The organism is Frondihabitans sucicola (assembly GCF_030296615.1).
Lineage (GTDB): Bacteria > Actinomycetota > Actinomycetes > Actinomycetales > Microbacteriaceae > Frondihabitans > Frondihabitans sucicola.
This window is the reverse complement of the sequence record NZ_AP027732.1, coordinates 33,921-56,997: the sequence shown is the minus strand read 5'-3', so window position 1 is coordinate 56,997 and position 23,077 is coordinate 33,921. Positions and strand designations below refer to the sequence as shown.

18 protein-coding genes and 5 pseudogenes are annotated in these 23,077 nt (G+C 69.9%); 16 read left to right on the top strand and 7 right to left on the bottom strand.

Going from position 1 to position 23,077, the window contains the following annotated elements; all coding sequences use genetic code 11:
• Positions 1–23 precede the first annotated feature (23 nt).
• Together QUE79_RS24995 and QUE79_RS26055 are read left to right on the top strand one after the other, a co-directional pair.
• Positions 24–1,353 (top strand): annotated as a pseudogene (locus tag QUE79_RS24995) (KUP/HAK/KT family potassium transporter); the annotation flags it as partial.
• 33 nt (positions 1,354–1,386) lie between these two features.
• Complete coding sequence (locus tag QUE79_RS26055) at positions 1,387–1,971, top strand: KUP/HAK/KT family potassium transporter (RefSeq protein WP_434011070.1); 585 nt, start codon at positions 1,387–1,389, stop codon at positions 1,969–1,971.
• A gap of 28 nt (positions 1,972–1,999) precedes the next feature.
• Here the strand turns inward: QUE79_RS26055 and QUE79_RS00275 are convergent, their stop codons facing one another.
• The 3 genes from QUE79_RS00275 to QUE79_RS00265 are packed head-to-tail and all read right to left on the bottom strand — an operon-like array spanning position 2,000 to position 4,088.
• Positions 2,000–2,635: a M24 family metallopeptidase gene (locus QUE79_RS00275; RefSeq protein ID WP_286344898.1), complete on the bottom strand. Its 636-nt coding sequence runs from the start codon at positions 2,633–2,635 to the stop codon at positions 2,000–2,002.
• Positions 2,635–3,069 carry a hypothetical protein gene (locus tag QUE79_RS00270; RefSeq protein WP_286344897.1) on the bottom strand — a complete coding sequence of 145 codons (435 nt, stop codon included), beginning with the start codon at positions 3,067–3,069 and terminating at the stop codon, positions 2,635–2,637. Before QUE79_RS00270 ends, QUE79_RS00275 begins: the two co-directional genes overlap by 1 nt.
• Positions 3,066–4,088, bottom strand: a complete 1,023-nt coding sequence (locus tag QUE79_RS00265) for a LacI family DNA-binding transcriptional regulator (protein ID WP_286344888.1) — start codon at positions 4,086–4,088, stop codon at positions 3,066–3,068. The genes QUE79_RS00270 and QUE79_RS00265 overlap by 4 nt, the downstream gene beginning before the upstream one ends.
• A gap of 151 nt (positions 4,089–4,239) precedes the next feature.
• Here QUE79_RS00265 and QUE79_RS00260 point away from each other — a divergent pair, with 151 nt between their 5' ends.
• The 3 genes from QUE79_RS00260 to QUE79_RS00250 are packed head-to-tail and all read left to right on the top strand — an operon-like array spanning position 4,240 to position 7,498.
• On the top strand, positions 4,240–5,601 hold the full coding sequence (locus QUE79_RS00260; protein ID WP_286344887.1) for a Gfo/Idh/MocA family protein: 1,362 nt from the start codon (positions 4,240–4,242) through the stop codon (positions 5,599–5,601).
• Positions 5,598–6,548, top strand: a complete 951-nt coding sequence (locus tag QUE79_RS00255) for an NAD-dependent epimerase/dehydratase family protein (protein ID WP_286344886.1) — start codon at positions 5,598–5,600, stop codon at positions 6,546–6,548. The genes QUE79_RS00260 and QUE79_RS00255 overlap by 4 nt, the downstream gene beginning before the upstream one ends.
• Positions 6,549–6,556: 8 nt before the next feature.
• Positions 6,557–7,498 carry a 5-dehydro-4-deoxyglucarate dehydratase gene (locus tag QUE79_RS00250; RefSeq protein ID WP_286346803.1) on the top strand — a complete coding sequence of 314 codons (942 nt, stop codon included), beginning with the start codon at positions 6,557–6,559 and terminating at the stop codon, positions 7,496–7,498.
• Here QUE79_RS00250 and QUE79_RS24990 read toward each other — a convergent pair.
• Positions 7,464–7,706, bottom strand: coding sequence for a hypothetical protein (locus tag QUE79_RS24990; protein WP_350271751.1), 243 nt, complete (start codon positions 7,704–7,706; stop codon positions 7,464–7,466). The two genes, QUE79_RS00250 and QUE79_RS24990, sit on opposite strands and share 35 nt — an antisense overlap.
• On the opposite strand from QUE79_RS24990, the pseudogene QUE79_RS00245 reads away from it, so the two are divergent.
• From QUE79_RS00245 to QUE79_RS00235, 3 genes and pseudogenes are all read left to right on the top strand, one after another.
• A pseudogene (locus QUE79_RS00245) lies at positions 7,594–8,630 on the top strand (mandelate racemase/muconate lactonizing enzyme family protein). The gene QUE79_RS24990 and the pseudogene QUE79_RS00245 overlap by 113 nt on opposite strands.
• Positions 8,627–10,095: pseudogene (locus tag QUE79_RS00240) on the top strand (aldehyde dehydrogenase (NADP(+))). The pseudogenes QUE79_RS00245 and QUE79_RS00240 overlap by 4 nt, the downstream one beginning before the upstream one ends.
• Before the next feature lie 2 nt (positions 10,096–10,097).
• Positions 10,098–12,182 (top strand): glycoside hydrolase family 36 protein, encoded by a 2,085-nt coding sequence (locus QUE79_RS00235; protein ID WP_286344896.1) that lies wholly within the window; start codon positions 10,098–10,100, stop codon positions 12,180–12,182.
• Between the two features lie 85 nt (positions 12,183–12,267).
• Here QUE79_RS00235 and QUE79_RS00230 read toward each other — a convergent pair whose 3' ends face one another.
• Positions 12,268–12,903: a TetR/AcrR family transcriptional regulator gene (locus QUE79_RS00230; protein ID WP_286344883.1), complete on the bottom strand. Its 636-nt coding sequence runs from the start codon at positions 12,901–12,903 to the stop codon at positions 12,268–12,270.
• An 86-nt stretch (positions 12,904–12,989) separates the two neighbouring features.
• On the opposite strand from QUE79_RS00230, the gene QUE79_RS00225 reads away from it, so the two are divergent.
• Entirely contained in the window at positions 12,990–14,132 is a 1,143-nt protein-coding gene (locus QUE79_RS00225; protein WP_286344882.1) for an FAD-dependent monooxygenase, read from the top strand.
• A gap of 222 nt (positions 14,133–14,354) precedes the next feature.
• Complete coding sequence (locus tag QUE79_RS00220; protein ID WP_286344881.1) at positions 14,355–15,188, top strand: CPBP family intramembrane glutamic endopeptidase; 834 nt, start codon at positions 14,355–14,357, stop codon at positions 15,186–15,188.
• A 214-nt stretch (positions 15,189–15,402) separates the two neighbouring features.
• Here the strand turns inward: QUE79_RS00220 and QUE79_RS00215 are convergent, their stop codons facing one another.
• On the bottom strand, positions 15,403–15,807 hold the full coding sequence (locus QUE79_RS00215; RefSeq protein ID WP_286344880.1) for a MarR family winged helix-turn-helix transcriptional regulator: 405 nt from the start codon (positions 15,805–15,807) through the stop codon (positions 15,403–15,405).
• Positions 15,808–15,880: 73 nt separating this feature from the next.
• Between QUE79_RS00215 and QUE79_RS00210 the strand changes: the two genes are divergently transcribed.
• A complete protein-coding gene (locus QUE79_RS00210) occupies positions 15,881–16,972 on the top strand; it encodes an FUSC family protein (RefSeq protein WP_286344879.1) in 1,092 nt (363 codons plus the stop codon).
• Positions 16,973–17,152: 180 nt separating this feature from the next.
• Here QUE79_RS00210 and QUE79_RS00205 read toward each other — a convergent pair whose 3' ends face one another.
• Positions 17,153–18,223 carry a LacI family DNA-binding transcriptional regulator gene (locus QUE79_RS00205; protein ID WP_286344878.1) on the bottom strand — a complete coding sequence of 357 codons (1,071 nt, stop codon included), beginning with the start codon at positions 18,221–18,223 and terminating at the stop codon, positions 17,153–17,155.
• Between the two features lie 114 nt (positions 18,224–18,337).
• Here QUE79_RS00205 and QUE79_RS00200 point away from each other — a divergent pair, with 114 nt between their 5' ends.
• From QUE79_RS00200 to QUE79_RS00180, 5 genes and pseudogenes are all read left to right on the top strand, one after another.
• On the top strand, positions 18,338–19,438 hold the full coding sequence (locus tag QUE79_RS00200; RefSeq protein WP_286344877.1) for a Gfo/Idh/MocA family protein: 1,101 nt from the start codon (positions 18,338–18,340) through the stop codon (positions 19,436–19,438).
• The gene (locus QUE79_RS00195) at positions 19,431–20,288 is read left to right on the top strand and encodes a DUF6807 domain-containing protein (RefSeq protein WP_286344876.1); all 858 of its coding nucleotides are present in this window, start codon (positions 19,431–19,433) and stop codon (positions 20,286–20,288) included. Before QUE79_RS00200 ends, QUE79_RS00195 begins: the two co-directional genes overlap by 8 nt.
• Before the next feature lie 34 nt (positions 20,289–20,322).
• Positions 20,323–20,580, top strand: a pseudogene (locus tag QUE79_RS00190) (hypothetical protein); the annotation flags it as partial.
• Positions 20,581–21,201: 621 nt separating this feature from the next.
• Positions 21,202–22,140 (top strand): carbohydrate ABC transporter permease, encoded by a 939-nt coding sequence (locus QUE79_RS00185; RefSeq protein ID WP_286346802.1) that lies wholly within the window; start codon positions 21,202–21,204, stop codon positions 22,138–22,140.
• Positions 22,133–23,049: pseudogene (locus QUE79_RS00180) on the top strand (carbohydrate ABC transporter permease). Before QUE79_RS00185 ends, QUE79_RS00180 begins: the two are co-directional and overlap by 8 nt.
• Positions 23,050–23,077 lie beyond the last annotated feature (28 nt).

Here is a 23,077-nt window from a genome sequence, read left to right as displayed (position 1 = left end):
CGGCCGATCTGGAGTGTGCGCGCGTGACAGAGACCCGTTCCCCAGAACCCGCTGTCGAGACGACGGGCGATCATCACCACGGCGGCGGCGCGAGTACCACGGCACTCGCTCTCGCGGCTCTCGGGGTCGTCTTCGGTGACATCGGAACGAGTCCCCTCTACGCGCTGCGCACGGTGTTCACGATCGACGACGGTGCGGTGAACGCGTCGCGCGAAGACGTCTTCGGTGTCATCTCGATGATGTTCTGGAGCATCACCATCGTCGTGTCCGTGAAGTACGTCCTCGTCCTCATGCGGGCCGACAACAACGGCGAGGGCGGGGTCATGGCGCTGGCCGCCCTGGCCAGGCGCCTCTACTCGAAGCGGCGAGGCGGCGCGGCCATCTTCCTCGTGATCGGCATCGTGGGGTCTCTCTCTTCTACGGCGACTCCGTGATCACCCCCGCCGTGTCGGTGCTCTCCGCGGTCGAGGGCCTCGGGACGGCCGCTCCCTCCGTCGGACACCTGGTCGTGCCGATCGCAGCGGTGATCCTCGTCCTCCTGTTCCTCGTCCAGCGTTTCGGCACGAGCCGCGTGGGCGCGGCCTTCGGCCCGATCATGCTGCTGTGGTTCGTCGTCATCGCCGTCGCCGGCGTCCCGATGATCGTCAAGCATCCGGACGTGCTCCAGGGGCTCTCGCCCACCTGGGCCATCCTCTTCGTCTTCGCTCACCCGTACATCACGTTCGTCGCGATCGGCGCGGTGGTGCTCGTCATCACCGGCGCCGAGGCGCTCTACGCGGACATGGGCCACTTCGGTCGGATCCCCATCCGCCGCGCCTGGTTCTTCGTCGTCTTCCCGGCCCTCGTCATCAACTACCTCGGACAGGCGGGGCTCGTCCTCAATCAGCCGTCGGCCACGAAAGACCCGTTCTTCCTGCTCTTCCCGGCCCAGCTCCAGCTCCCGGTGGTCGTGCTCGCCACGGCGGCCACGGTGATCGCCAGCCAGGCCGTCATCTCGGGCGCGTTCTCCCTGACGCGCCAGGCGGTGCAGCTCGGTCTCCTGCCGCCACTGACGATCCGTCAGACCTCGAAGAACGAGGAGGCCAGATCTATCTGCCGGCGGTCAACCTCCTGCTGTTCATCGGCGTCATGGCGATCATGCTGGCCTTCCGATCGTCCGCCGCGCTGACCACCGCGTACGGGGTGTCGGTGACCGGCGCGCTGGTCGTCGACACGCTGCTCCTGCTGCTGGTCGCACGACAGCTCTGGCACTGGCAGACCTGGAAGCTGGTCCTCGCCGCGGTCGTCTTCGGTGGTCTCGAATTGACGTTCCTGGCCGGGAACCTCTCGAAGATCATCCACGGCGGGTGGGTGCCGCTCCTCATCGCGCTGTCCGTCGTCACGGTCATGACGACCTGGCGGCGCGGACGACAGCTCGTCCAGGAGCAGCGCCAGGAGCTCGAGGGATCCCTCGACGACTTCATCGAGCAGGTCAACACGACGCACGTCCCGCGAGTGCAGGGTGTCGCGATCTTCCCGCACCCCAACAAAGACACCACCCCGCTCGCGCTCCGGGCGAACGTCGAGCACAATCACGTGATGCACGACCGCGTGATCATCGTCTCCGTGCTCACGGCGAGCGTGCCCCACGTGCCCCACTCCAAGGCGTTCACCCGCGACGACCTCGGCTACACCGACGACGGCATCGAGCACATCACCGTGAAGTTCGGTTTCTCCGATGACCAGGACCTCCCGCACGCCCTCCACGCGGCTTGCCTGAACGAGATCCTGGATCTGGATCCGAAGGACATCGAGGGGGCGTCGTACTTCATCTCGCGGGGCGGCCTGCGATTCCGGCCCGACAGCAAGGGCATGGTGGCGTGGCGCAAGAAGCTCTTCGTCAGCCTCGCCCACAACGCCGCCGACCCGGCCGCGCTCTTCATGCTGCCGCCGCAGCAGACGGTCACGATGGGCAGCGACGTCGAGATCTGACCGTCAGACGGGACGCACGGTTGCTGCGTCACTGCTCCCGCACGAGGGGCCGGGCGAGCCCGCTGACGGTGAGGGTCGGCCAGTCCGCGGCGACCGACAGGACCTCGGGGTCGCCATTCCCGACCAGCACCGTGTCTTCGACCTTGGCACCGGGAACGTTGGGGTTCCACGCGAAAGCCTGGTGACTCACCACGAGGCCGTCCGCCGAGGCGCCGGCTCGAGGATCGCGGCCGTTGTAGCCGGTCGGTCCGCCCTGGTGGTGTCTGGTCCATTCGTCGGCTGCGAATCCCTGTTCGGCGTAGGCGGCCGTCCCCGCCGCGAACACGTCCGAAAGGACGGCGCCCGGACGCGTCGCCGCGAAGAAGGCGTGCTCGACCTCGAAGAGGCGGCGCTGGACATCCTCCTCTTCTGCGGTGGCCGGCGTGAATCGGATCCAGCGCGTGACGTTGGCGATGAGCCCCTGCCGTCGAGCACAGACGACGACCATGGCCACGGCGCCGATCGGCCCCGTCGTCGGCAGCGGGTGGCGGTACGAGAGGCGGTCTCGACCAGCCGCGAGAACGACGAGGGGATCGGCCCCGAGGGCAACCAGACCACCGGCCAGCCGGGCGGCGACCTGGCGTTCGGTGTCGTCCGGTCGAACACCGGCGAGCACCGTCGACATCAGCGCCGCGACCTCCCGGCACAGGCGGCGGTAGCGATCCACCTCGGCCGGAACGAGGGCCGCGCGCGCCGCCTGCAACTCTCCGGCCACCTCGTTTTCGCGCAGGATCTCGTCTCCGAAGGTCGAGCGGAGCGGTGCCAACAGCGGGGCGTCCCACGGAACGGACACCAGGGGAGGCCGAGCGGCAGTTCTTCGTCTTCGAAGCGGGCGCGTTCGTTCATGAAGATCGGAACCGTGTCGTTCCCGTCGCGGCGGACGACGGCTGCAAGAACGGGCTCGCCGACGAGCGAGACCTGCACCCGCGCGCCGCCGAACAGCCAGCCGAGGACACCGGGTGACGTGAGGACCAGCGTCGAGGTGTTGCGTGCCTCGAGGATCGCTTGGAGCCGAGCGCGCTTGAGCGCGTACTCGCCGGTATCGGGGGTGGTGGTCATGTTCTGCTCCTCGGGGTGGCCGGTGGTGCCGTGCTCCGTCGCACTTCGAGATGAGGGCGATAGTCCACATCGTCGGCCGGCGTCTCGTTCACGATCAGCGAGTGAAGCCGCCTCCACGCCTGTTCGCCGAGCTCGAGAACCGGCACGGAGGCGGTGGTCAGCGGCGGTGTCGTGTAGCGAGCGAGCGGGATGTCGTCGAATCCGGTGACCGAGAGATCCTCCGGAACTCGGACGCCCAGTTCGGCCAGCCCGCTCAGCAGCCCCATCGCCACGAGGTCGTTGAACGCGAGCACCGCGGTGAATCGAGATCCGGCCAGGTCGGCGGCGGCTCGATGTCCGTCTTCGAACGCGGTTCCTCCGTCGACGGTCAGCAGCTCGGCATCAGGGTGGGCCTCGCAGAACGCTGCCAGGCCTCGCAGGCGCGCCGCGTTCGACGCGCTCTCGGGTTTGCCCTGGAGGTATGCCAGCGTGCGATGCCCGAGAGCGTAGAGATGCTCGACGAGGGGGCGGATTCCGGCTTCGTAGTCGGCGGTCACGGTCGGCGCCAGACCGACCGCAGCGGGGCGATTGATCAGGACTGCGGGCATCAACTCGGGCAGGAGATCGGCCAGAAGGGCGGCCGGCATGCGGGGTGCACAGAGGACGATGGCGTCGCAGCGCCGCCGCATCTCCACCGCGAGAATGCCTTCCTCGCTGATCGTCTCGGCGGAGTCCGCGACGAGGATCCGGTAGCCGTCTCTCGCCGCCGCACGGCTCACTCCCTGAAGCATGCTCTGGAAGGTGGGGTTGCCCAGGTCGGGAACGAGGACCGCCACCGTCGTGGTCCTCCCCATCACGAGCGATCGCGCGAGCGGGTTGGGGGCGTAGTTGAGGGCGGCGGCTGCAGCACGGACGCGGTCGGCGATGGCACGGTCCACCGTCGCGTGACCGTTCATCACCCGCGACACCGTCGAGACGGAGACCCCGGCCCGTTCCGCCACGGCGGAGATGGGGGAGGCCTTGCCGGTCGTTCGCGTCATGCGGTCCCTTCGGGCTGTCAGGAAACCCTTCCTCATCATGCAGCATGCTAGCCGCCCCGAGGGCTTGACCCTCCCGAGATGACCTGGTTCACTGACTGAAACAAAGTGAGAAAACGCTTTCTCACACGACCAGGCGACTGGAAGGGTCTCGATGACGACTCGATATGCGCTCATCGGCGCAGGATCACGGGCACGCATGTACGTGGGCGCGCTCACGGGAGAACACGCGAACGCGGGCGACCTCGTCGCTCTGTTCGACGTCAACCCGGGACGGCTCGCGCTGCACGCCGACGCCGTCGAAAAGGCTGGAGCTCCCCGGCCGCTGCTGTCCGGCCCGGATGATCTCGAGCGCGTCATCCGCGAGCAGAACATCGACCGCGTGATCGTCACGTCTCCCGACCGCACCCACGCCGAGATGATCGTGCGGGCGCACGCCGCCGGCGCGGACGTCGTCGTCGAGAAGCCCCTCACGATCGATGTGACCGGAGCCCGCTCGATCGTCGACTCCGTCCAGACGACTGGGCGAGACGTCGTCGTCACCTTCAACTACCGCTACTCGCCGCGCAACACGGCGCTGAAAGAGGTCGTCGCCTCGGGGCGCATCGGCGAGGTCACGAGCGTCCACTTCGAATGGGTGCTCGACACCAATCACGGCGCCGACTACTTCCGCCGCTGGCACAGCGACAAGGCGAACTCGGGCGGCCTCCTGATCCACAAGGCGTCGCACCACTTCGACCTGGTCAACTGGTGGATCGACGACGTGCCGACGCGCGTGTTCGCCAGCGGAGGGCTCCGGTTCTACGGGGCGGAGCAGGCCAGGCGTCGCGGCCTGGGCGATCGACCCGAGCGAGGCACCGTCGACGGCAGCGACCGCGACCCGTTCCTCCTCGACCTTCGGACAGACCCCGATCTCGAGGCGCTCTACCTCGACAACGAGCACTTCGACGGCTACCGGCGCGACCAGGACGTCTTCCGCGACGGCATCACGATCGAAGACAACCTGTCGCTCGTCGTCGACTACGAGAAGGGCGCCAGCATGTCGTACTCGCTGAACGCCCACTCGCCGTGGGAGGGCTACGTCGTGTCGATCAACGGGACGAAGGGACGGGCCGAACTGACGGTCGTCGAGCGGGGATCGGTGCTCGATGCCGACGCCATCGACCCCAGTGCCCGCCCGGAGGGCGACCGAGCCGAGAGCGTCCGACCCCAGCGCGAACGCCTCGTCGTGCAGAACCACTGGGGAGTGGCCGAAGAGATCCCGATCCCGAACGACGGCGGTGCGCACGGCGGCGGCGACGCGCTCCTGCTCCGAGACGTGTTCGACGGCCCGGAGGACGACCCGCTCGGCCGTCCGGCCGGTTGGCTCGACGGACTCCGCTCGGTCGCCGTGGGCATCGCCGGCAACGAGTCGCTCCGTACCGGCCAGGCCGTCCGGGTCGAAGACCTCGGGCTGGGCGTCGACCTGACGAAGTCGCTCGCCGCGGACCGCGTCGCGGTTACGGAAAAGGCATGAGCAGGATCATCGTCACGGGCGGGTCGGGTCGCCTCGGTCGCAGCGTCGCCGACGTGCTCGTCTCCGCCGGCCACGACGTCGTCTCGCTCGACCGTGCTCCCATCGGCACCGACCGCTTCCGCGAGGTGACCGTCGATCTCACCGATCACGCCGCGACGATCGAAGCCTTCGAGGCGATCCGGCCGGAGTCGGTGGTGCACCTCGCTGCGATCGCCGTCCCGTTCAGTGCGCCGGAGGACGTCATCTTCCGCACGAACACGGCCATCGCCTACAACGTCGTCGAGGCCGCCGGTGTCGTCGGAGCCACGCGGCTGCTCGCTGCGAGCTCGCCCACCGTCGTCGGCTACGGCGCCCCGCACGGCTGGCGGCCCGAGTACCTCCCGCTCGACGAAGACCACCCGCTCGCCCCGTGGAACGCCTACTCGCTCTCGAAGCGCGTGATCGAGGAGATCATCGCCATGGCGGTCGTGCGCGACGGGGACGCCGTGCGGTACGGCGTGTTCCGGCCCTGCTTCGTGATCTCCCCCGAGGAGTGGGAGGGCGCACCCACGCAGCAGGGTCACACGGTGCGCGAGCGACTCGATCACCCCGAGCACGCCGCCGTCTCGCTCTTCAACTACGTCGATGCCCGTGACGCGGGCGACTTCGTGGTGGCCTGGCTGCGCGGGGCCGACCGGATTCCCAACGGCTCGACGTTCTTCGTGGGTGCCGCCGACGCCCTCGCGCGGGAGTCGCTCGACACCCTCGTGCCCCGCTACCTGCCCGGGACCGAGTCGCAGGCCGCTTCCCTCGCCTCGTTCGCGCCGGCCTTCTCCTCGAAGCGTGCGGCCGACCTCCTCGGCTGGCGGCCGGTCCGCAGCTGGCGGACCGAATTGTCCGCCGGCGCGCCCTCCGCCCCCTCCGTCTCCGCCGCCCCTCCCGCACCCGCAGAATCGAGTCACGCGTGACCACCGACATCCGTTTCGACGGCATCCTGTTCTTCCCCGTCACCCCGTTCGACCACTCGGGCGCCGTCGACCTCGACCTGCTCGCCGAGCACGTCGCGTCGCGGCTGCCCTTCGGTCCGGGCGGTGTCTTCCCCGCCTGCGGCACCGGTGAGATCCACGCGCTGTCGGTCACCGAAGCCGCAGCCGTCGTCGCGACGACGGTCGACGTCGTCCGCCGCGACACGGATCGCAGGATCCCGGTCGTGGCCGGGGCGGGCGGCTCGCTCGGCACCGCGCTCGAGCTCGCCCGCGCCGCGCAGTCCGCCGGGGCCGACGCCCTCCTCGTGCTCCCGCCCTACCTGGTCACCGGTCCGATCGCCGGCACGATCGCCTACGTCGAGGCCATCGCAGCGGCCACCGAGCTGCCGGTCATCGTCTATCACCGCGGCGGCGCCCGGTTCACGGCCGCTGCCATGGCACACCTCGCGCAGAATCCCAAGGTGATCGGCTTCAAAGACGGAACCGGCGACATCGGACTGGCGCAGGAGATCGCGCTCGCCGTCCGCGCGACCGGCCGCACCGACTTCCAGTTCTTCAACGGGCTCCTCACGGCCGAGCTCACGCAGGGGGCCTACCGCGCTCTCGGCATGCCGCTCTACTCCTCCGCCGCCTTCGCCATGGCTCCGGAGATCGCGAGAGAGCACTACCGCGCGTACAGCGCGGGCGACGAGGATCGCCGTCTGGCCCTCCTCGACGCGTTCTACTCCCCGCTGGTCCGGCTGCGCGACGAGACGCCGGGCTTCGGGGTCTCGCTGATCAAGGCCGGTCTGCGGCTCGGCGGCCTGCCCGTCGGTTCGGTCCGGCCTCCTCTCGTCGACCCGACGGAGGCTCAGCTCGCCGAACTCGAGCGCATCCTGGCCGCGGGTCGGGCGTTCGTCACCGACCACGAGCCGATCCTGCAGCGCCCGTGACGACTCCGCACCCGACCGCGCCGGCGATCACCGGCCTGACCGCCCGGCCGCTCACGCGCGAGCTGGTGCGGCCGTGGGGCGACACCGTCCGCGAGATGCACGTCGTCGAAGTGATCGTGACCGCGGCCGACGGCACGTCGGGCACCGGATTCTCCTGGACGCCGACCATCGGCGCCACGGCGATCATCGCTCTCCTGGAGAACGACATCCGCGACTTCGTGCTCGGCCGGCCCGCCGAGGCGTCGACCCTCTGGCCCGACCTGTGGGCACACCTCCACGAGGCAGGATCGGGCGGACTCACCACGATCGCGATGGCCGGCGTCGATCTCGCGCTCTGGGATCGGGCTGCGACACTCGCCGATCGCCCCCTCGCCGACGCCCTCGGCCGACGACGCGAGTCGGCGCCCGTCTACGGGAGCGGCGTCAACCTGCACTATCCCCTCGACGAGCTGGTCGCGCAGGCCCAGCGGTGGGTCCGCAGCGGCTACACGGGCGCCAAGATCAAAGTGGGCCGGCCGGATCTCGCCGAGGACGTCGACCGCGTCGCCGCCGTCCGCGAGGTCCTCGGGCCCGACCGGCGGCTCATGGTCGACGCGAATCAGCGCTGGGATCTCCCGACCGCGCGGCGGGCCGCGGCCGCCCTGTCGCCGTTCGGGATCGACTGGCTCGAGGAGCCGCTCCGAGCGGACGACACCTGGGGTTACGCGAACCTGCGGGCCTCGATCGACATCCCCGTCGCCCTGGGCGAGAACTGCCACACCGTGCACCGCTTCCGCGATCTCATCGCCGCGTCCGCTGTCGACGTCGTCCAGCCGAACGTGGTCCGGGTCGGCGGGATCACCCCTATCTCGCGATCGCCGACCTCGCCAGAACCCACTCGCTCACCGTGGCGCCCCACCTCCTGCCGGAGCTCTCGGGGCATCTCGCGCTGGCCGCGCCCGTCGAGACCTGGGTGGAAGACGTCGAGGACGCGTCGTTCGAGCGACTCGGGTTCCTCGCCGAGCCCACCGGCGTCACCCTCGCGGGCGGCCGGCTCCGTGTCGGCGACCGGCCAGGGCTGGGCTTCCGCTTCCACCCCGACAGCATCCCGCGCACCGTCCACTCCTCCGCGCACGAAAGGGCCATCTCATGAGCACGCTCCTCCACGAGACCAGCACCACCGAACTCGAGCGCCTCGTCGCGCTGTCCACGGCAGCCGCCGAGGTGGCCGCCGAGACACCGGACACCGTGCGGGCCGCCTGGCTCGAGGCCGCGGCCGACCGGCTCGACGAGAACGCGCGCGAGCTCGTCCCGCTGGCCGACGAGGAGAGCCACCTCGGCACCCCGCGACTCACCGGAGAGCTGGCACGGACCACTGCGCAGTTGCGCCTCTTCGCGGCCGTACTGCGGGAGGGGTCCTATCTCGAGGCGACCATCGACCACGCCGACGCGGCGGCCGTGCCCCCGCACGGCGACCTCCGCCGCCTTCTCGTCCCGCTCGGGCCCGTCGCCGTGTTCGCCGCGTCGAACTTCCCGTTCGCCTTCTCCGTGGCGGGCGGAGACACGGCCTCGGCGCTCGCCGTCGGCTGCTCGGCCGTCGTGAAGGCCCACCCCGGTCACCCCCGTCTCTCCCGCCGGATCGCCGACCTGGTGAGTGCGGCTCTCGACGCCCAGGGCGCGCCGGCCGGGCTGCTCACCCTGATCGAGGGGCAGGACGCCGGGATCGCCCTGGTCGAGCACCCCGACATCGCCGCGGTCGGTTTCACCGGGTCCGTCACAGGAGGTCGCGCCCTCTTCGACCGCGCCGTGCGACGCAGCGTCCCGATCCCGTTCTACGGCGAACTCGGAAGCGTCAACCCCGTCGTCGTCACGCCCTCCGCGGCAGCGTCTCGCGGCCGCGAACTGGCCGAAGGACTGGCCGGGTCGTTCACGATGGGCGCGGGGCAGTTCTGCACCAAACCCGGCGTCGTCTTCGTGCCCGCCGAGTCGGCGGAGGCGTTCCGCCGCGACCTCGCCGCCGCGGTCCCGTCGCTCGAGGCGCCGCTGCTCACCGAGTCGATCCGCACCGGCTTCCCCGCGGGCTCGCGGCTCTCGCCGCCGACTCCGGGGTGGACGTCGTGTCCGGCGATCCTGCGCAGTCGACCCAGCCCGACTCGGCGACGCCGGTGGTCCTCGAGACCGACGTGGCGTCGATCCTGCTCCGCCCCGACGTCCTGCTCGAAGAGTGCTTCGGGCCGGTCACGCTGCTGGTGCGCTACGGTGACCGCTCCGAGCTGCTGGCCGGTCTCGCCGCCGTCCCGGGGAGCCTCACGGGAACCCTCCACGCCGACGCCGGAGAGATCGTCGACGATCTCGTGGCCGCCCTTCGCGCGAAGGCGGGCCGTCTCCTCTTCGCCGGTTGGCCGACCGGGGTGGCGGTGACCTGGTCGCAGCAGCACGGCGGCCCGTATCCCGCGACGACCTCGATCCACACGTCGGTCGGGACGACGGCCGCGCGCCGGTTCCAGCGGCCGATCGCCTATCAGGACGCCCCGGAGTCGGTGCTTCCGCAGGCTCTCCGAGAGGGCAACCCGCTCGGGATCGTGCGCCGCGTCGACGGTGTCCTCGGGCGCGCCTGAGCATGGCGACAGCACCGGTCGCCGAGGCCGTCTCGCTCGATCACCGGCTCGGTGACGTCGTCGTCCGCCTGGAGTTCGCGGACGACGGTCCGGTTCGGTTGGTCGGCCTCGTGTCGGCCGACGCCTTCGACGCGTCGCGCCCACCCCGGCCCCGCGTCACCCCGCTGGTCGAGCTCTCGTTCGCGGGGGAGTCGCACGTGCGTCACAGCCACGGAACCCGCCACCGGAACTACGCGGCGACCTCACGACTGCGCCTCGTGGAGCGCGTCGCCGACGCCCGGAGGCTCTCGGTCACCCAGCGCGATCCTGAGACCGGACTGGTCGTGGTCACCACGATCGAGTCGACAACCCCCACAACCGTCGCCATCGCGAGCCACGTCACCAACGAGGGCGCCGGGCCGGTGGCGGTCGAGTATCTCAGCTCGCTCGTTCTGGGCGGCTTCGCCGAAGCCGTCGAGGCCGACGTCTTCCGGAGACTGCGCGTGCACACCTGTCTGATGGCCTGGACGGCCGAGTACCGCTGGCGCGACGAGTCGCTGGCCGACGTCGGACTCGTCGACGCGGGGATCCCGCACCCCACCAGCTCGACCCGTACCTCGTACTCCTTCGGTGCTCTCGGAAGCTGGTCCACCGGCACCCACTTCCCGCAGGGGGCGGTGCAGGATCGCGAGTCGAGACAGCTCTGGATGTGGCAGCTCGAGCACAACGGGCCGTGGAACGCCGAGCTCGACGACGTGGGACGCGACGTCGCCCTCTCCCTCAGCGGTCCGACCTTCCGCCAGCACCACTGGTCGCAGCAGCTCCTCCCGGGCGAGTCGTTCTCGTCGGTGCGCGCAGTCGTCGCCCCGGTGGTCGGCGACGTCGACGACGGGATCGCCGCGCTGACCGGGCACCGGCGAGCGGCACGCGCGGCCGGGGCGGTCGAGCTGCCGGTGATCGCGAACGACTACATGAACTGTTTGATGGGCGATCCGTCGACCGAGGCCCTCCTGCCGATCATCGAGCGCGCCGCCGCCGTCGGCGCGCGGATCTTCGTCGTCGACGCCGGCTGGTACGCCGACGACGCCGGTTGGTGGTCGACCGTCGGCGAGTGGCGCGAGTCGCGCGCGCGGTTCCCGAACGGTCTCGTCGAGGTGACCCGTCGGATCCGCGATCTCGGCATGATCCCCGGTCTCTGGCTCGAGCCCGAGGTGATGGGTGTCGACTCGTCGGCGCTGGGCGATCTCCCCGACGAGGCGTTCTTCCGCCGCGCGGGCCGGCCGGTCGCCGAACAGGGCCGCTACCACCTCGACTTCCGGCACCCGGCCGTCCGATCGCGCCTCGACGCCGTCGTCGACCGGCTGGTGGCCGAGCACGGCATCGGCTATTTCAAACTCGACTACAACGTCAACATCGGCGAGGGCACGGACGTCGACGCGTCCAGCCTCGGCGCAGGGCTGATCGGCCACGAGCGGGCGTATCTCGCCTGGCTCGAGGCCGTGCGCGAACGCCACCCCGGGCTGCTCCTCGAGAACTGTGCGTCGGGCGGGATGCGGGCCGATCCCGCTCAGCTCGGAGTCACCGACCTGCAGTCGACGAGCGATCAAGAGGACCCGGTCCTGAACGCGATGATCGCGTGCGCCGCCCCGTCGGTCATCGTGCCGGAGCAGGCGGCGGTGTGGTCGTACCCGCAGCCGCACTACTCGGACGACCTCAACGACTTCACGATGATCCAGTCCGTCCTGACGCGAGTGCACCTCGGCGGCCGCCTCGACCTGCTCTCGCCGGCCCAGCTGGCGCGCGTGAAGGCGGCGTTGAGCGTCCACGCGAGCCTCGAGTCGTTCATCCCCGCGGCCGTGCCGTTCTGGCCCCTCGGGCTTCCCGGCTGGCAGGACGAATGGCTCGCGCTCGGCCTGCGCTCCGGGCAGCGGAGCGTGGTCGCGGTGTTCCGACGGGGCGGCACGGCGACGGTGCTCCTGCCGCTCGAGGGCCGAGCGACGATCCTGCACCCGATCGATCGGGGCGCGCGAGTGTCCGAGGAGCCGAACGGCCTCGCCGTGACGGTCCCCGCGACGCCCGGCGCCGTCGTCCTGGACCTCATCGGCTAGGCCGTAGCGCTCGGCCGGCCAGCGGGGCTCGGCCGGCCCGCGGGGCACGGCCGGCCCGCGGCGCTCGGCCGGCGCTCCGCGCTGATCAGCGCGGCGGGCGAAGAAGCCGGAAGGCCCGATCCAAGTGGCCGAGGGCGATGGCCGAGTCGTGTGTCATTCGTGGCGCCGCTTCCCGCGCGGGGCTGCCATCGATGACGGCGCGGCCGATGGCGTCGGTGACGCTCTGGATCACCGAGACGAGAGCCGCGGCGTGCACTCGAGCGACGATGCCGGGAATGCCCGGGTCGGTTTCGGCCAGGGCGTCGGCCAACTCCTCGCCCTGCTGCTCGCGCAGCTCGAGGGCGAAGCGGCGGAGGCCAGCGCTCTGGAGGCACAGGGCCGGGAACTCGCCCTTCGCCAGGGCGGGATCTTCGCCGAGGTAGATGTCGACGTCGATCGACACGAGCGGCCCGAGGGCCTCGGCGGGGCTCTGATCGTCGGATCGCTCGCGGACGGCTCGCGCATAGCGCTCCCGGTAGTCGTCGGCACGGTCCAGCACGAGGTCGGGCTTCGTGGGGAAGTAGTTGTAGACCGTCTGATCGGAGACATTCGAGGCACGGGCCACGTCGGCCATCGACACGGCGTCGAACCCGCGCTCCCCGAAGAGGGCCGCAGCCGTGTCGGCGATGAGTTCGCGCTGCTGCGCCTTCTTCCTCTCGCGAAGCCCCTGCACTTTCGTCATGCACAGAAGCTAGTACAGCCATTTGGGTCGAACAAATGTTAGAGTCACTAAAAGATTTGTTCGGCTCATCATGACGGAGGAAGAGAATGACATCGACACCTGAATCCACGAGATCGGCCGCCCCCAGGGCGTTGATCTCCGGGGCGAGCTTCGCGGGGCTGACGGCCGCCTTCTGGATGCGCCGGCTGGGCTATCGGGTCACCGTCGTCGAAGTGGGCTCCGAGCTGAAGAAGGGCGGCACGCCGGTCGACATCCGCGACGAGACGATCGACATCGTCGATCGGATGGGTCTCCTGGAGGCGATCCGAGACAGGAGTCTGCCGCCGCGGACGGTCGAGTTCACGAACATCGACGGAGGGGTCGACGCGCGCCTCGAGCCCGAACCGGCCGATGCTGGTCGGCCGGTCGACGGGTACGAGATCCCTCGCGACGATCTCCTCGCGATCCTGTTCGCAGCCCTCGAAGACGACGTCGAGGTTCTCTTCGGGAAGTCGATCCACGAGCTCACCGATCTTCCGCAGGCGGTTCGGGCATCGTTCCGGGACGGGTCCGAAGGCGACTTCGAGATCGTGCTGGGCTGCGACGGCAACCACTCCACGGTGCGGAGGCTGCGTTTCGGGCCCGAGGCCGAGTTCAGCACCTTCCTGAACAACTACTTCACCGTCGCGATCGTCGACGAGACGCTCATCGAGCAGGACACCACGCGCATCCTCAGCACGCCCGGCAGGACGCTGATGCTGAACGCGTACGAGAACAAGACCGACATCTCGTTCCTGTTCCACTCGGACGACGAGCTCTCGTACGACTACCGCGACGCTCAGCAGCAGAAGGGCATCGTCCGCGCACGGTTCGCCGATGCCGGCGCCCCGTTCACCGACTTCCTCGACAAAGCGCTGGACGCCGACACCTTCTACTTCGACAAACTCAGTCAGACGAAAATGCCGCACTGGACCTCGGGCCGTGTGGCGTTGGTCGGCGATGCCGGCTACTGCGCGTCTCCTGCCGCGGGGATGGGTGGATCGCTGGCGATCATCGGCGCGACCGCCCTCTTCGACGCCTTCCAGACGGCGGGTGGCGACATCGACGGCGCCTTCCACGAGTACGAACTGAGCCTTCGTCCCGTCGTCGAGCAGATCCAGGCCGCCGCTGTCGATTTCGGGCTGGCCTCGTTCTTCCCCGAGACCGACGCGGCGATCCGCGCCCGCAACGACAGCCTCGCCGCCGGCTAGGCCCGCCCGCCCCCTCTCCTGCCGCCCCCTCCCTCCAGAAATCGAAGGGGATTTTCGCTGGACGCCTGATCCTCCCGCCTGGCGCGCTGCCGCCAGCGAAAATCCCCTTCGATTTCCGGAGGGGCGTTCGACGCGGAACGACCGTCTGCGGGGACGGTCCGCGGCCGCTTGTCAGTCGCGGAGACCGCATGGTCTACTGAGTGCCGAACGGGGAGGTGCGACATGAGCGACATGAGCGACGGGGCGGGCGGATCCCGGTGGAAGTCCTTCTGGAACCACGGGCGCTGGTGGAAGGCGATCGTCCTCGCGGTCGGATATCTGGTGCTCTACGAGGCCGCCTCGTTGTTGATGGGGCCGTTCGTGAAATCCATCGGCGGCCCCGACTCGGTCAGTTACGTGCTCGTCCTTCTGACCGTCCCCATTCTTTTCGGCGGCATCATCCTGGTCGTCTTCGGCGCCACCGTCGGCTGGCTGCGGGGCCTGTTCGCCCGTCAACGCATCGGCGGACGCGGTTGGATGTGGATCGCGGTCATCGTCGTGCTCCTGTTCAACATCCTGCGCCTCGCGAGCATCGACTACTCCACGACCACGGCCGCTTGGGTGCTCACCTGGTTGTTGACCGGTTTGTTGATCGGTTTCGCCGAAGAGGTCCTGACCCGCGGCTACGTCGTGCGGATCATGCGTGAGAGCGGGCATTCCGAGGTGGCGGTCGCGCTGGTGTCAGCGGCCCTGTTCGCCCTGTTGCACTCGGTCAACCTGTTCACCGGGCAGGCGTTCGGGCCCACCCTCGTGCAGGTGGTCTACACGTTCTTCTTCGGCGTCTGCATGTACCTGGCCCTCCGCGTGACGCGCACCCTGATCGCGCCGATCCTGCTGCATGCCAGCACCGACCCGACCATCTTCATGCAGTCGAGGCATCCCGCACCCGGCGCGCTGGCGTCGGTCGCAAGTCTCGGCAACATCGTCGTGATCTTCGTCGGCGTGATCCTGCTCGTCGTCTTCCTCGTGTCGCGGGGGAGCGTGACGCGCGCCGTCGCCGACCCGCCGACGGTCTGACGCCCTTCTGCGCACTCCGCTGCCGTCCCTCCCTCCTTCCTTCCCGAAATCGAAGGGGATTCTCGCTGGCGGCAGCGCTCCAGGCGGCAGGATCGAGCGTCCAGCGAAAATCCCCTTCGATTTCCGGCGGGGCGAGACGGGGCGAGACGGGGAAGGGGGCGGGGCGAGACGGGGCGAGACGGGGCGAGGCGGGGCGGGGGCGGGGAGGGCAGGATCAGCGACCCTCGAGCTGCCGGAGGAGCGCGCGCAGCGTGGCCCGGTCGGCGGCGCCGAGGTGCATGAGGAAACTCTCGTTGACGACGGTCGCCTGACCCCTCGCGGTGGCGAGGAGCGCCGTGCCGGCCGGGGTGAGTTCGACGTACCGCTTGCGCCGGTCGACCTGGTCGGTGCGGCGTCGGATGAGTTCGGTCGACTCGAGACGCCCCAGGATCTCGGTGAGGGTCGCCTTCGTCGTGGAAGACGCGGCGCCGATCGCCGATTGCTCCGAGCCGGGAGACTCGTCGATGGCCCGCAGCACCGCGTACTGCGGTTTCGTGACCGGGATGCCGGCCTCCTGCCACCGGGAGGTGTGCTCTTGGACGATGCGTCGCATCATGTGGAAGAACTCGTCGTGGAGCATCGTGCGCCCTTGCCTTTCGGTGATCCTGCGCCTAGTCTAGTTCGTACACGAACGATTTGAGAAGAGGGCTGCTGTGACCGAGGCGACGACCGGGGTCATCGGAGTCGTCTCTCCGTTCGGCTCCTGGGTTCGTGAGACGGTTCGCGTCGGGGCCCACAACCGGGCGCACTGGGTCGCCCTGCGAGCGGCCCTGTCGATGGGCGTGCCGCTCGTCATCGCCTGGCAGCTCGGGCACCTCGACTGGGTGCTCTTCCTCGCGTTCGGGGCGTTCTCCTCGGTCTTCGGGCGGCACCAGGGCTACCGCGATCGCGCGCGCATGCAGCTCGGCTCGGGCGCCACGATCGTCGCGACCATCACACTCGGCACGGCCGTCGGCGCCGTCGCAGCGGGGTCGCTGCTCGCCGTCGCCGCCATGACGGTCTCGTCGGGCATCGGGCTCCTGCTCTCCCGCAAGAACGGCTGGCTACCGCTCGGCTCGCTGTTCTTCGTCTTCGCCTCGGGCGCCACCTCGTCGATCGCGCAGCCGGTGTCGAACATCCCCGTGGCGTTCGTGCTCTGCGCTCTCGCCGTCCTGTTCTCTGTCGGCCTCGGGCAGCTCGGTCGCTTCACGCCCGCCGGCCGCGCGGGCACCAAGACACCCGGGCCACCCGTTCTGACCTGGCGCGCGCTGCTCGGCGCGCCCGGCGTCCGCGCCGACGCGATCCGGTTCGCCGCCGGGCCGCTCGTCGCCGGAGGCATCGCCACGCTGGTCGGCATCGGGCACCCCTACTGGGCGGCGGTGTCGGCGACCGTTCCCCTGGTCGGCGTCACGCTCGGGGCGCAGCTCACCCGGGCCACGCACCGATTCGTCGGCACGCTCATCGGCGTCGCGGTCGCGCTGCTCATCCTCGAGGCGAATCCGTCGGACGGCGTGATGCTCGCGATCGTCGTCGTGCTGCAGGCGTTCGCCGAACTCTTCGTCCTCCGCAACTACGGCCTCACGGTGATCGGGCTGACACCCCTGGCCCTCCTGCTGTCGCACCTGGCCTCGCCCGTTCCGGTCGCGCAGCTCGCCGGCGACCGCGCGCTCGAGACGACGATCGGCGTGCTCGTGGCCGTCGGCATCGTTCTCGTCACGCGTCTTGCGCACCGCCGTCGGCCGGTCGCCGCGGGCCCCGCGGCCTGACGGCGTCCACCCGGCCCGGCGGCCTGGCGCCCCTCCGACGCCGCGGCCCGACGGCTCCCACTCGACACCGCGGCCTGACGGCTCCCACCCGACGCCGCGGTCTGACGCCTCCCGGCCCCGCGGCCTGACGCCTCTCCGCCGGCCCCGCGGCCCGACGCCAACCGCCGCCCAGACGGCTCGTCAGCGCGCGCTGCGCCGTCGGGGCAGAGGCTGCCCGGCGAACGGGCCCGGAGCGGCGGACTCCCGGTCGACGAGCCGGTTGACGGTCTTCCGGCTCGGCTCCTCGAGCGGTTCGGGTTCGCCTCGCACGGCCGCAACCAGCCGGCGCATCGCGAAGCGGCCTTCCAGCTCCCTGTCGACGGTGACCGTCGAGATGGCGGGGACGGCGAACCTCGAGAGCTCCTGGTCGTCCCAGCCCCACACGCTGAGGTCGTCCGGTACCTTCCAGCCGCGACGCCAGGCCGCGCGGACGACGCCGACGGCGACCTGGTCGCTCGCCGCGAAGATGGCGGTGACGCCGGAGCCGACGGGCAGACCCATGACGGCGTCGAAGCCCGACTGGGCCGACCAGTCGCCGTCGACGATCCCGTACGACGTGAGGCCGAGGCGGTCGATGGTCTCCTGGTAGACGCGTCGGCGATTGCGCGCCGACGTCCAGCGCAGGTCTCCGGCGATGTGGAGGAACGTGCGGTGGCCGAGGCCGGCCAGATGCTCGATGATCTCGGCGGCCGTGTCGCCGTCGGCGAGGTTTCGGAGGGCGCGCATGTCGTCGTCGTACTCGGGGGCGACGACGATCGGCACCGAGCTCGCGCGGCGATCGACCCCGTCGAGCGGCGAGATCGAGAGCACCCCTTCGACCTGGCCCCAGTCGGCGAGTTCGAGCACACGGCCGAGGCGTTCGGCGGCGTCGCCGTCGTAGCCGACCATCTCGACGGTGAATCCTTCTTCGCGCGCCAGCTCGGCGGCGGCGTTGAGGAACTCGGTGGGGTGGAGAGCTCGCCCGCCGGGCAGGACGATGGCGAGGCGCCCGGTGCGCCGGGTGCGCATCGAGCGCGCGATGAGGTTGGGTCGGTAGTCGAGCTCGGCGATGGCGCTCTCGATGCGCGTCTTCGTCGCGGCCTTCAGACCCTCCCCGTTGTCGCGGTAGTACCGCGAGACGGTCTGGTGCGACAGGCCGGCTCTCCGCGCGACGTCGAGGAGGGTCGACCGTTTCGGCGTTCTCCCCGGTGCTCCCTGGGACTCGACGCTCACCTGACCTCCTGCTCGCCCTCCGTATCCTACGGACAGAAAGCGCTTTCCAAAAGTTCTTGACCAAAATAGTGATCGTTCACTATGTTGACGGCAACGGATTCGAAGGAGCATCTCGTGACACAGTCGTCCCCACCCGTCCGCGTCGCCATCGTCGGCGCGGGAGGCATCGCGTCCGGCGCGCATCTGCCGGCGCTCGAGAGCCTCGGAGGGCGCACGACGGTCGTCGCGATCGCCGATCTCGATCAGGATCGCGCCCGCACCGTCGCCGCGAACTGGGGCATCCCCGCGGTCTACGGTGACATCGACGAGATGCTCGAGGGCGTCCACCCCGAGCTGGTCCTCGTCTGCACGCCGCCCGTTGCCCACCGCGACGCCGTCGTCAAGGCGCTCGACGCCGGGGCGTGGGTGCTCTGCGAGAAGCCCCCGACCCTCTCGCTCGCCGAGTACGACGACATCGCCGCGCACGAGGGCGACGCCGGTCCCTACGCCTCCTACGTGTTCCAGCACCGCTTCGGTTCCGCAGCCCAGCGCCTGCGCCGTCAGATCGGCACCGGCGAACTCGGCTCACCGCTGGTCGCCGTCTGCCACACCCTCTGGTACCGCGCGCCGTCGTACTTCGAGGTGCCCTGGCGAGGCAAGTGGGCCACGGAAGGCGGCGGCCCGACGATGGGCCACGGCATCCACCAGATGGATCTCCTGCTCTCGCTGCTCGGCGACTGGACCAGCGTGATCGCGCAGACCGCGACGCTCGAGCGCGACGTCGAGACGGAGGACGTCTCGTTCGCGATCGTCACCTTCGAGTCGGGCGCTGTCGCATCGGTCGTCAACAGCCTGCTCTCGCCCCGGGAGACGAGCTATCTCCGCTTCGACTTCACCGACGCGACGGTCGAGGTCGAGCACCTCTACGGGTACGACAACTCCGACTGGACCTGGACGCCGGCGCCCTCGATCGATCGGGCGGTCAGCGACGCGTGGCCGCCGACCGACGACATCCGCTCGTCGCACGCCGCTCAGTTGACCGCGCTTCTCGACGCCATGGCCGAGGGGAGGCGTCCGCCGTCGAGCGGCGCGGACGGCCGTCGCGTCCTGGAGCTCATCGCGGGCATCTACCGATCGGCAGCGACGGCGGCGCCGGTCGCGCGAACAGACCTCGACGCGAGTGACCCGTTCTACTCGACGATGAGCGGCGCCAGGGAGGAGCGAGCCCATGTCTGAGCGCGGCCTCGCTCGTCGCAACGCCGTCACGGTTCGGCACACGGGCGTGAGTGTCGAGATCGTGGTCGGCGACGTCGCGATCGCCCGGTACGTCTTCGAGCCCGACGCCCCGGCCGCAGAGGCGCCCAAGCCCTACCTGCACCCTCTCCGCACCCTGTCCGGCGCCCCGCTGTCGGTGCATCGGCCCTGGGACCACCGCTGGCACAAGGGCCTCCAGATGACGCTCTCCGAGGTGTCGGGCGAGAACTTCTGGGGTGGGCCGACCTACACGCCGGGGGCCGGCTACGTCTGGAAGGAGAACCTGGGCAGGATCCTGCACACCGGGTTCGACGACGGCGTCACCGCGGCGGACGCGCAGGATCACGACGAGGTCGCCCTCGCGGAGACGCTCGACTGGGTCGCCTCCTCCGGAGAACGCTGGTTCGCCGAGCACCGGCGACAGCGCTTCCACGGCGTCGACGTCGCGCGAGGGCTGTGGGCCTTCGACTTCGACACCTCCCTCGAGAACGTCTCGGGTCGGCGGCTCGACCTCGGAAGCCCCACCACGCTCGGCCGCGAGGCGGCCGGCTACACCGGGCTGTTCTGGCGTGGTCCCCGCTCGTGGACCGGAGCCCGGGTCACGGCGGCCGGAGTGCCGGACGGCGACGACCCGATGGGCGTCGAGTCCGACTGGCTGGCCCTGTCGTCGCAGAACGACGACCGCGACGGCGGCGCGACCGTCCTGGCCATCGCCGGATCGTCGTCGGCCGACGTGCCTCTCGCCTGGTTCGTCCGAGCGGAGCCTTTCGCCGCGATCGCCCCGTCGCCCGCGTTCGGTCGCGAGGTCGCGCTGGAGCCGGGGAGAGGGTGATGCTGCGCCACCGCTTCGTCTTCGTCGATCACGTGTGCGAGCGCACCGAGCTCGACGCCCTCGGACAGGAGTTCGCCCTGTGACCGGCGTCGTGCACTTCCCCGGCTCGACCGCGGTGAGCGATCTCGCGGTCTACGACTGGGAGACCCCCGACGGTCTGCACGGCGGTTCGCCGCACCTCCACACGGTCTCGACCGAGGCGTACGTCGTCCTCGAGGGGGCGGGCGAGCTTCGGACGCTGACGCCGGAGGGCCCGGAGCGCCACGACCTCCGGCCGGGCGTCGTGCTCTGGTTCGCGCCCGGGACGATCCATCGCCTCGTGAACGTCGAAGGGCTGCGGATCCTGACGGTCATGGAGAATGCCGGCCTGCCGGAGGCGGGCGACGCGGTGCTGACCTTCCCGCGGCGCATCGTCGCCGACCCGGAGGCCTACCGGCGCGAAGCCGCTCTGCCCTCCGACGACACGGAGGCGGTCGTCGGCCGAGCGGCCCGAGCCCGCCGCGACCTGGCGCTCGAAGGCTTCGCCGAGTTGGAGGCCGATTTCGACCGGCGCGGATCCGTTGCCCTCGCGGAGTTCTACGACCTCGCCGGTCGACTGGTCGCCCCCGGGTCGCCGACTGGCAGCGCCTCTGGTCGAGTTCGGTCGAGCACGACGCAGAAGCCACCCGCACCCGACTCGACGCCCTCTCGCGCGGCACGGCCGGCCACCTCTCGAGTGCCCGCGTGGTCGTGGCCGACCGCCGCCAAGGACCCGCGCTGTTCGGCATGTGCGGCCGGCTCGGCGTGTGGAAGCACCCCGCCTGAACCACCGAAGAACCGCAGGATCACGACTCAAAGGAGAGCAGATCATGACATCTCGCCATCGACACGCAGCACCCTGCGCGGTGCCGCCCGATCGCCGGGGCAGGCTGAGGTGAGCGCGCTCGGTGAGCTCCGCAACGTGCGGAAGGCTCGCGGCGACGCTGCCGACCGGAAGGCCGACACCCGGGACAACAAGGTCGCGATCCTGTTCCTCGCGCCGTGGCTCGTGGGGCTCATCGGCATCACGCTCGGGCCGGTCCTCGTGTCGCTCTACCTCGCGTTCACGAACTACAACCTCCTCCAGGCGCCGAAGTTCACCGGCCTGGCCAACATCCAGCGGATGCTCGGCGACGAGAGGCTCGCGCACTCGCTGGGCGTGACGTTCGTGTACGTGGCGGTCGGGGTGCCGCTGCAGCTGATGGCGGCGCTCGCTCTCGCGATCCTGCTCGATCGCGGCGTCCGAGGGCTCCCCGTCTACCGCTCGCTCCTCTACCTGCCCTCCCTGCTCGGCGCGAGCGTCGCGATCGCCGTGCTGTGGCGCATCATCTTCGGCTCGAACGGACTCGTCAACGTGGTGCTCGCCCGCTTCGGGATCGACGGGCCGGCGTGGATCGCGGATCCGAAGACGGCGCTCTCGACGCTGATCCTGCTGCACGTCTGGACGTTCGGGGCGCCGATGGTGATCTTCCTCGCGGGCCTCCGCCAGATCCCTCGGGAGTTCTACGAGGCCGCCTCGACCGACGGGGCGTCGCGCTGGCGGCAGTTCCGGTCGATCACACTGCCGCTGCTCAGCCCGATCATCTTCTTCAACCTCGTACTTGGGATCATCGGGGCGTTCCAGTCGTTCACGCAGGCGTTCGTCGTCTCGGGCGGAACGGGAGGGCCGAGCGACTCGACCCTCTTCTACACGCTCTACCTCTACCAACAGGGCTTCGGCAACTTCCAGATGGGCTACGCCTCTGCACTCGCGTGGTTCCTGCTGGTGATCGTCGGAGTGTTCACCGCGCTCAACTTCTGGGCCTCGAAGTTCTGGGTTTTCTACGATGACTGACACCACGACCCGCATCGCCGACATCGTCCCCGAGACCGCGCCGCCGTCGTCCGGGCGAAAGCCCAAGCGACTGCCGGGCACCTCTCGCCGCATCAGCAGCATCCTCAAGCACGCCCTGCTCGTCGTGGTCGCGCTGCTGATGCTCTATCCGGTTCTCTGGATGGTCGTGTCGTCGATCCGGCCGAACTCCGACATCTTCACGCACTCGGGCCTGCTCATCGACACCTTCGACCTGACGCACTATCCCAAGGGCTGGAACGCGCTCAGCATGCAGTTCGGCGGGTACCTGCTGAACTCGCTCATCGTCGTGATCGGCGCGGTCGTCGGCAACCTCGTCTCGTGCTCCCTGGCCGCCTACGCGTTCGCGCGGCTGCGGTTCCGGCTGCGGACGCTGGCCTTCGTCGTGATGCTCGTAACGATCATGCTGCCGATCCACGTGCTGATCGTGCCGCAGTACGTCTTCTACTCGCACCTCGGCTGGCTCAACACCTTCCTGCCCCTGATCGTGCCGAAGTTCCTCGCGACCGACGCGTTCTTCGTGTTCCTGATGGTCCAGTTCATCCGCGGCATCCCGAAGGAGCTCGACGAGGCGGCCAGGATCGACGGTGCCGGCCACGCGCGGATCTTCTTCCAGGTCATGCTCCCGCTGATGGTGCCCGCTCTCGCGACGACGGCGATCTTCACCTTCATCTGGACCTGGAACGACTTCTTCTCCCAGCTCATCTTCGTGACGAAGCCGAGCCTCTACACCGTGCCGGTCGCCCTGCGCTCGTTCGTCGATTCGCAGTCGGCGTCGGACTACGGCGCCCTCTTCGCCATGAGCATCGTCTCGCTCATTCCCGTCTTCCTGGTCTTCCTGTTCGGTCAGCGGTTCCTCCTCCGGGGATCGCCACGACCGGCGGCAAATGACGCACCCGCCCCACCCATCCACCTCACG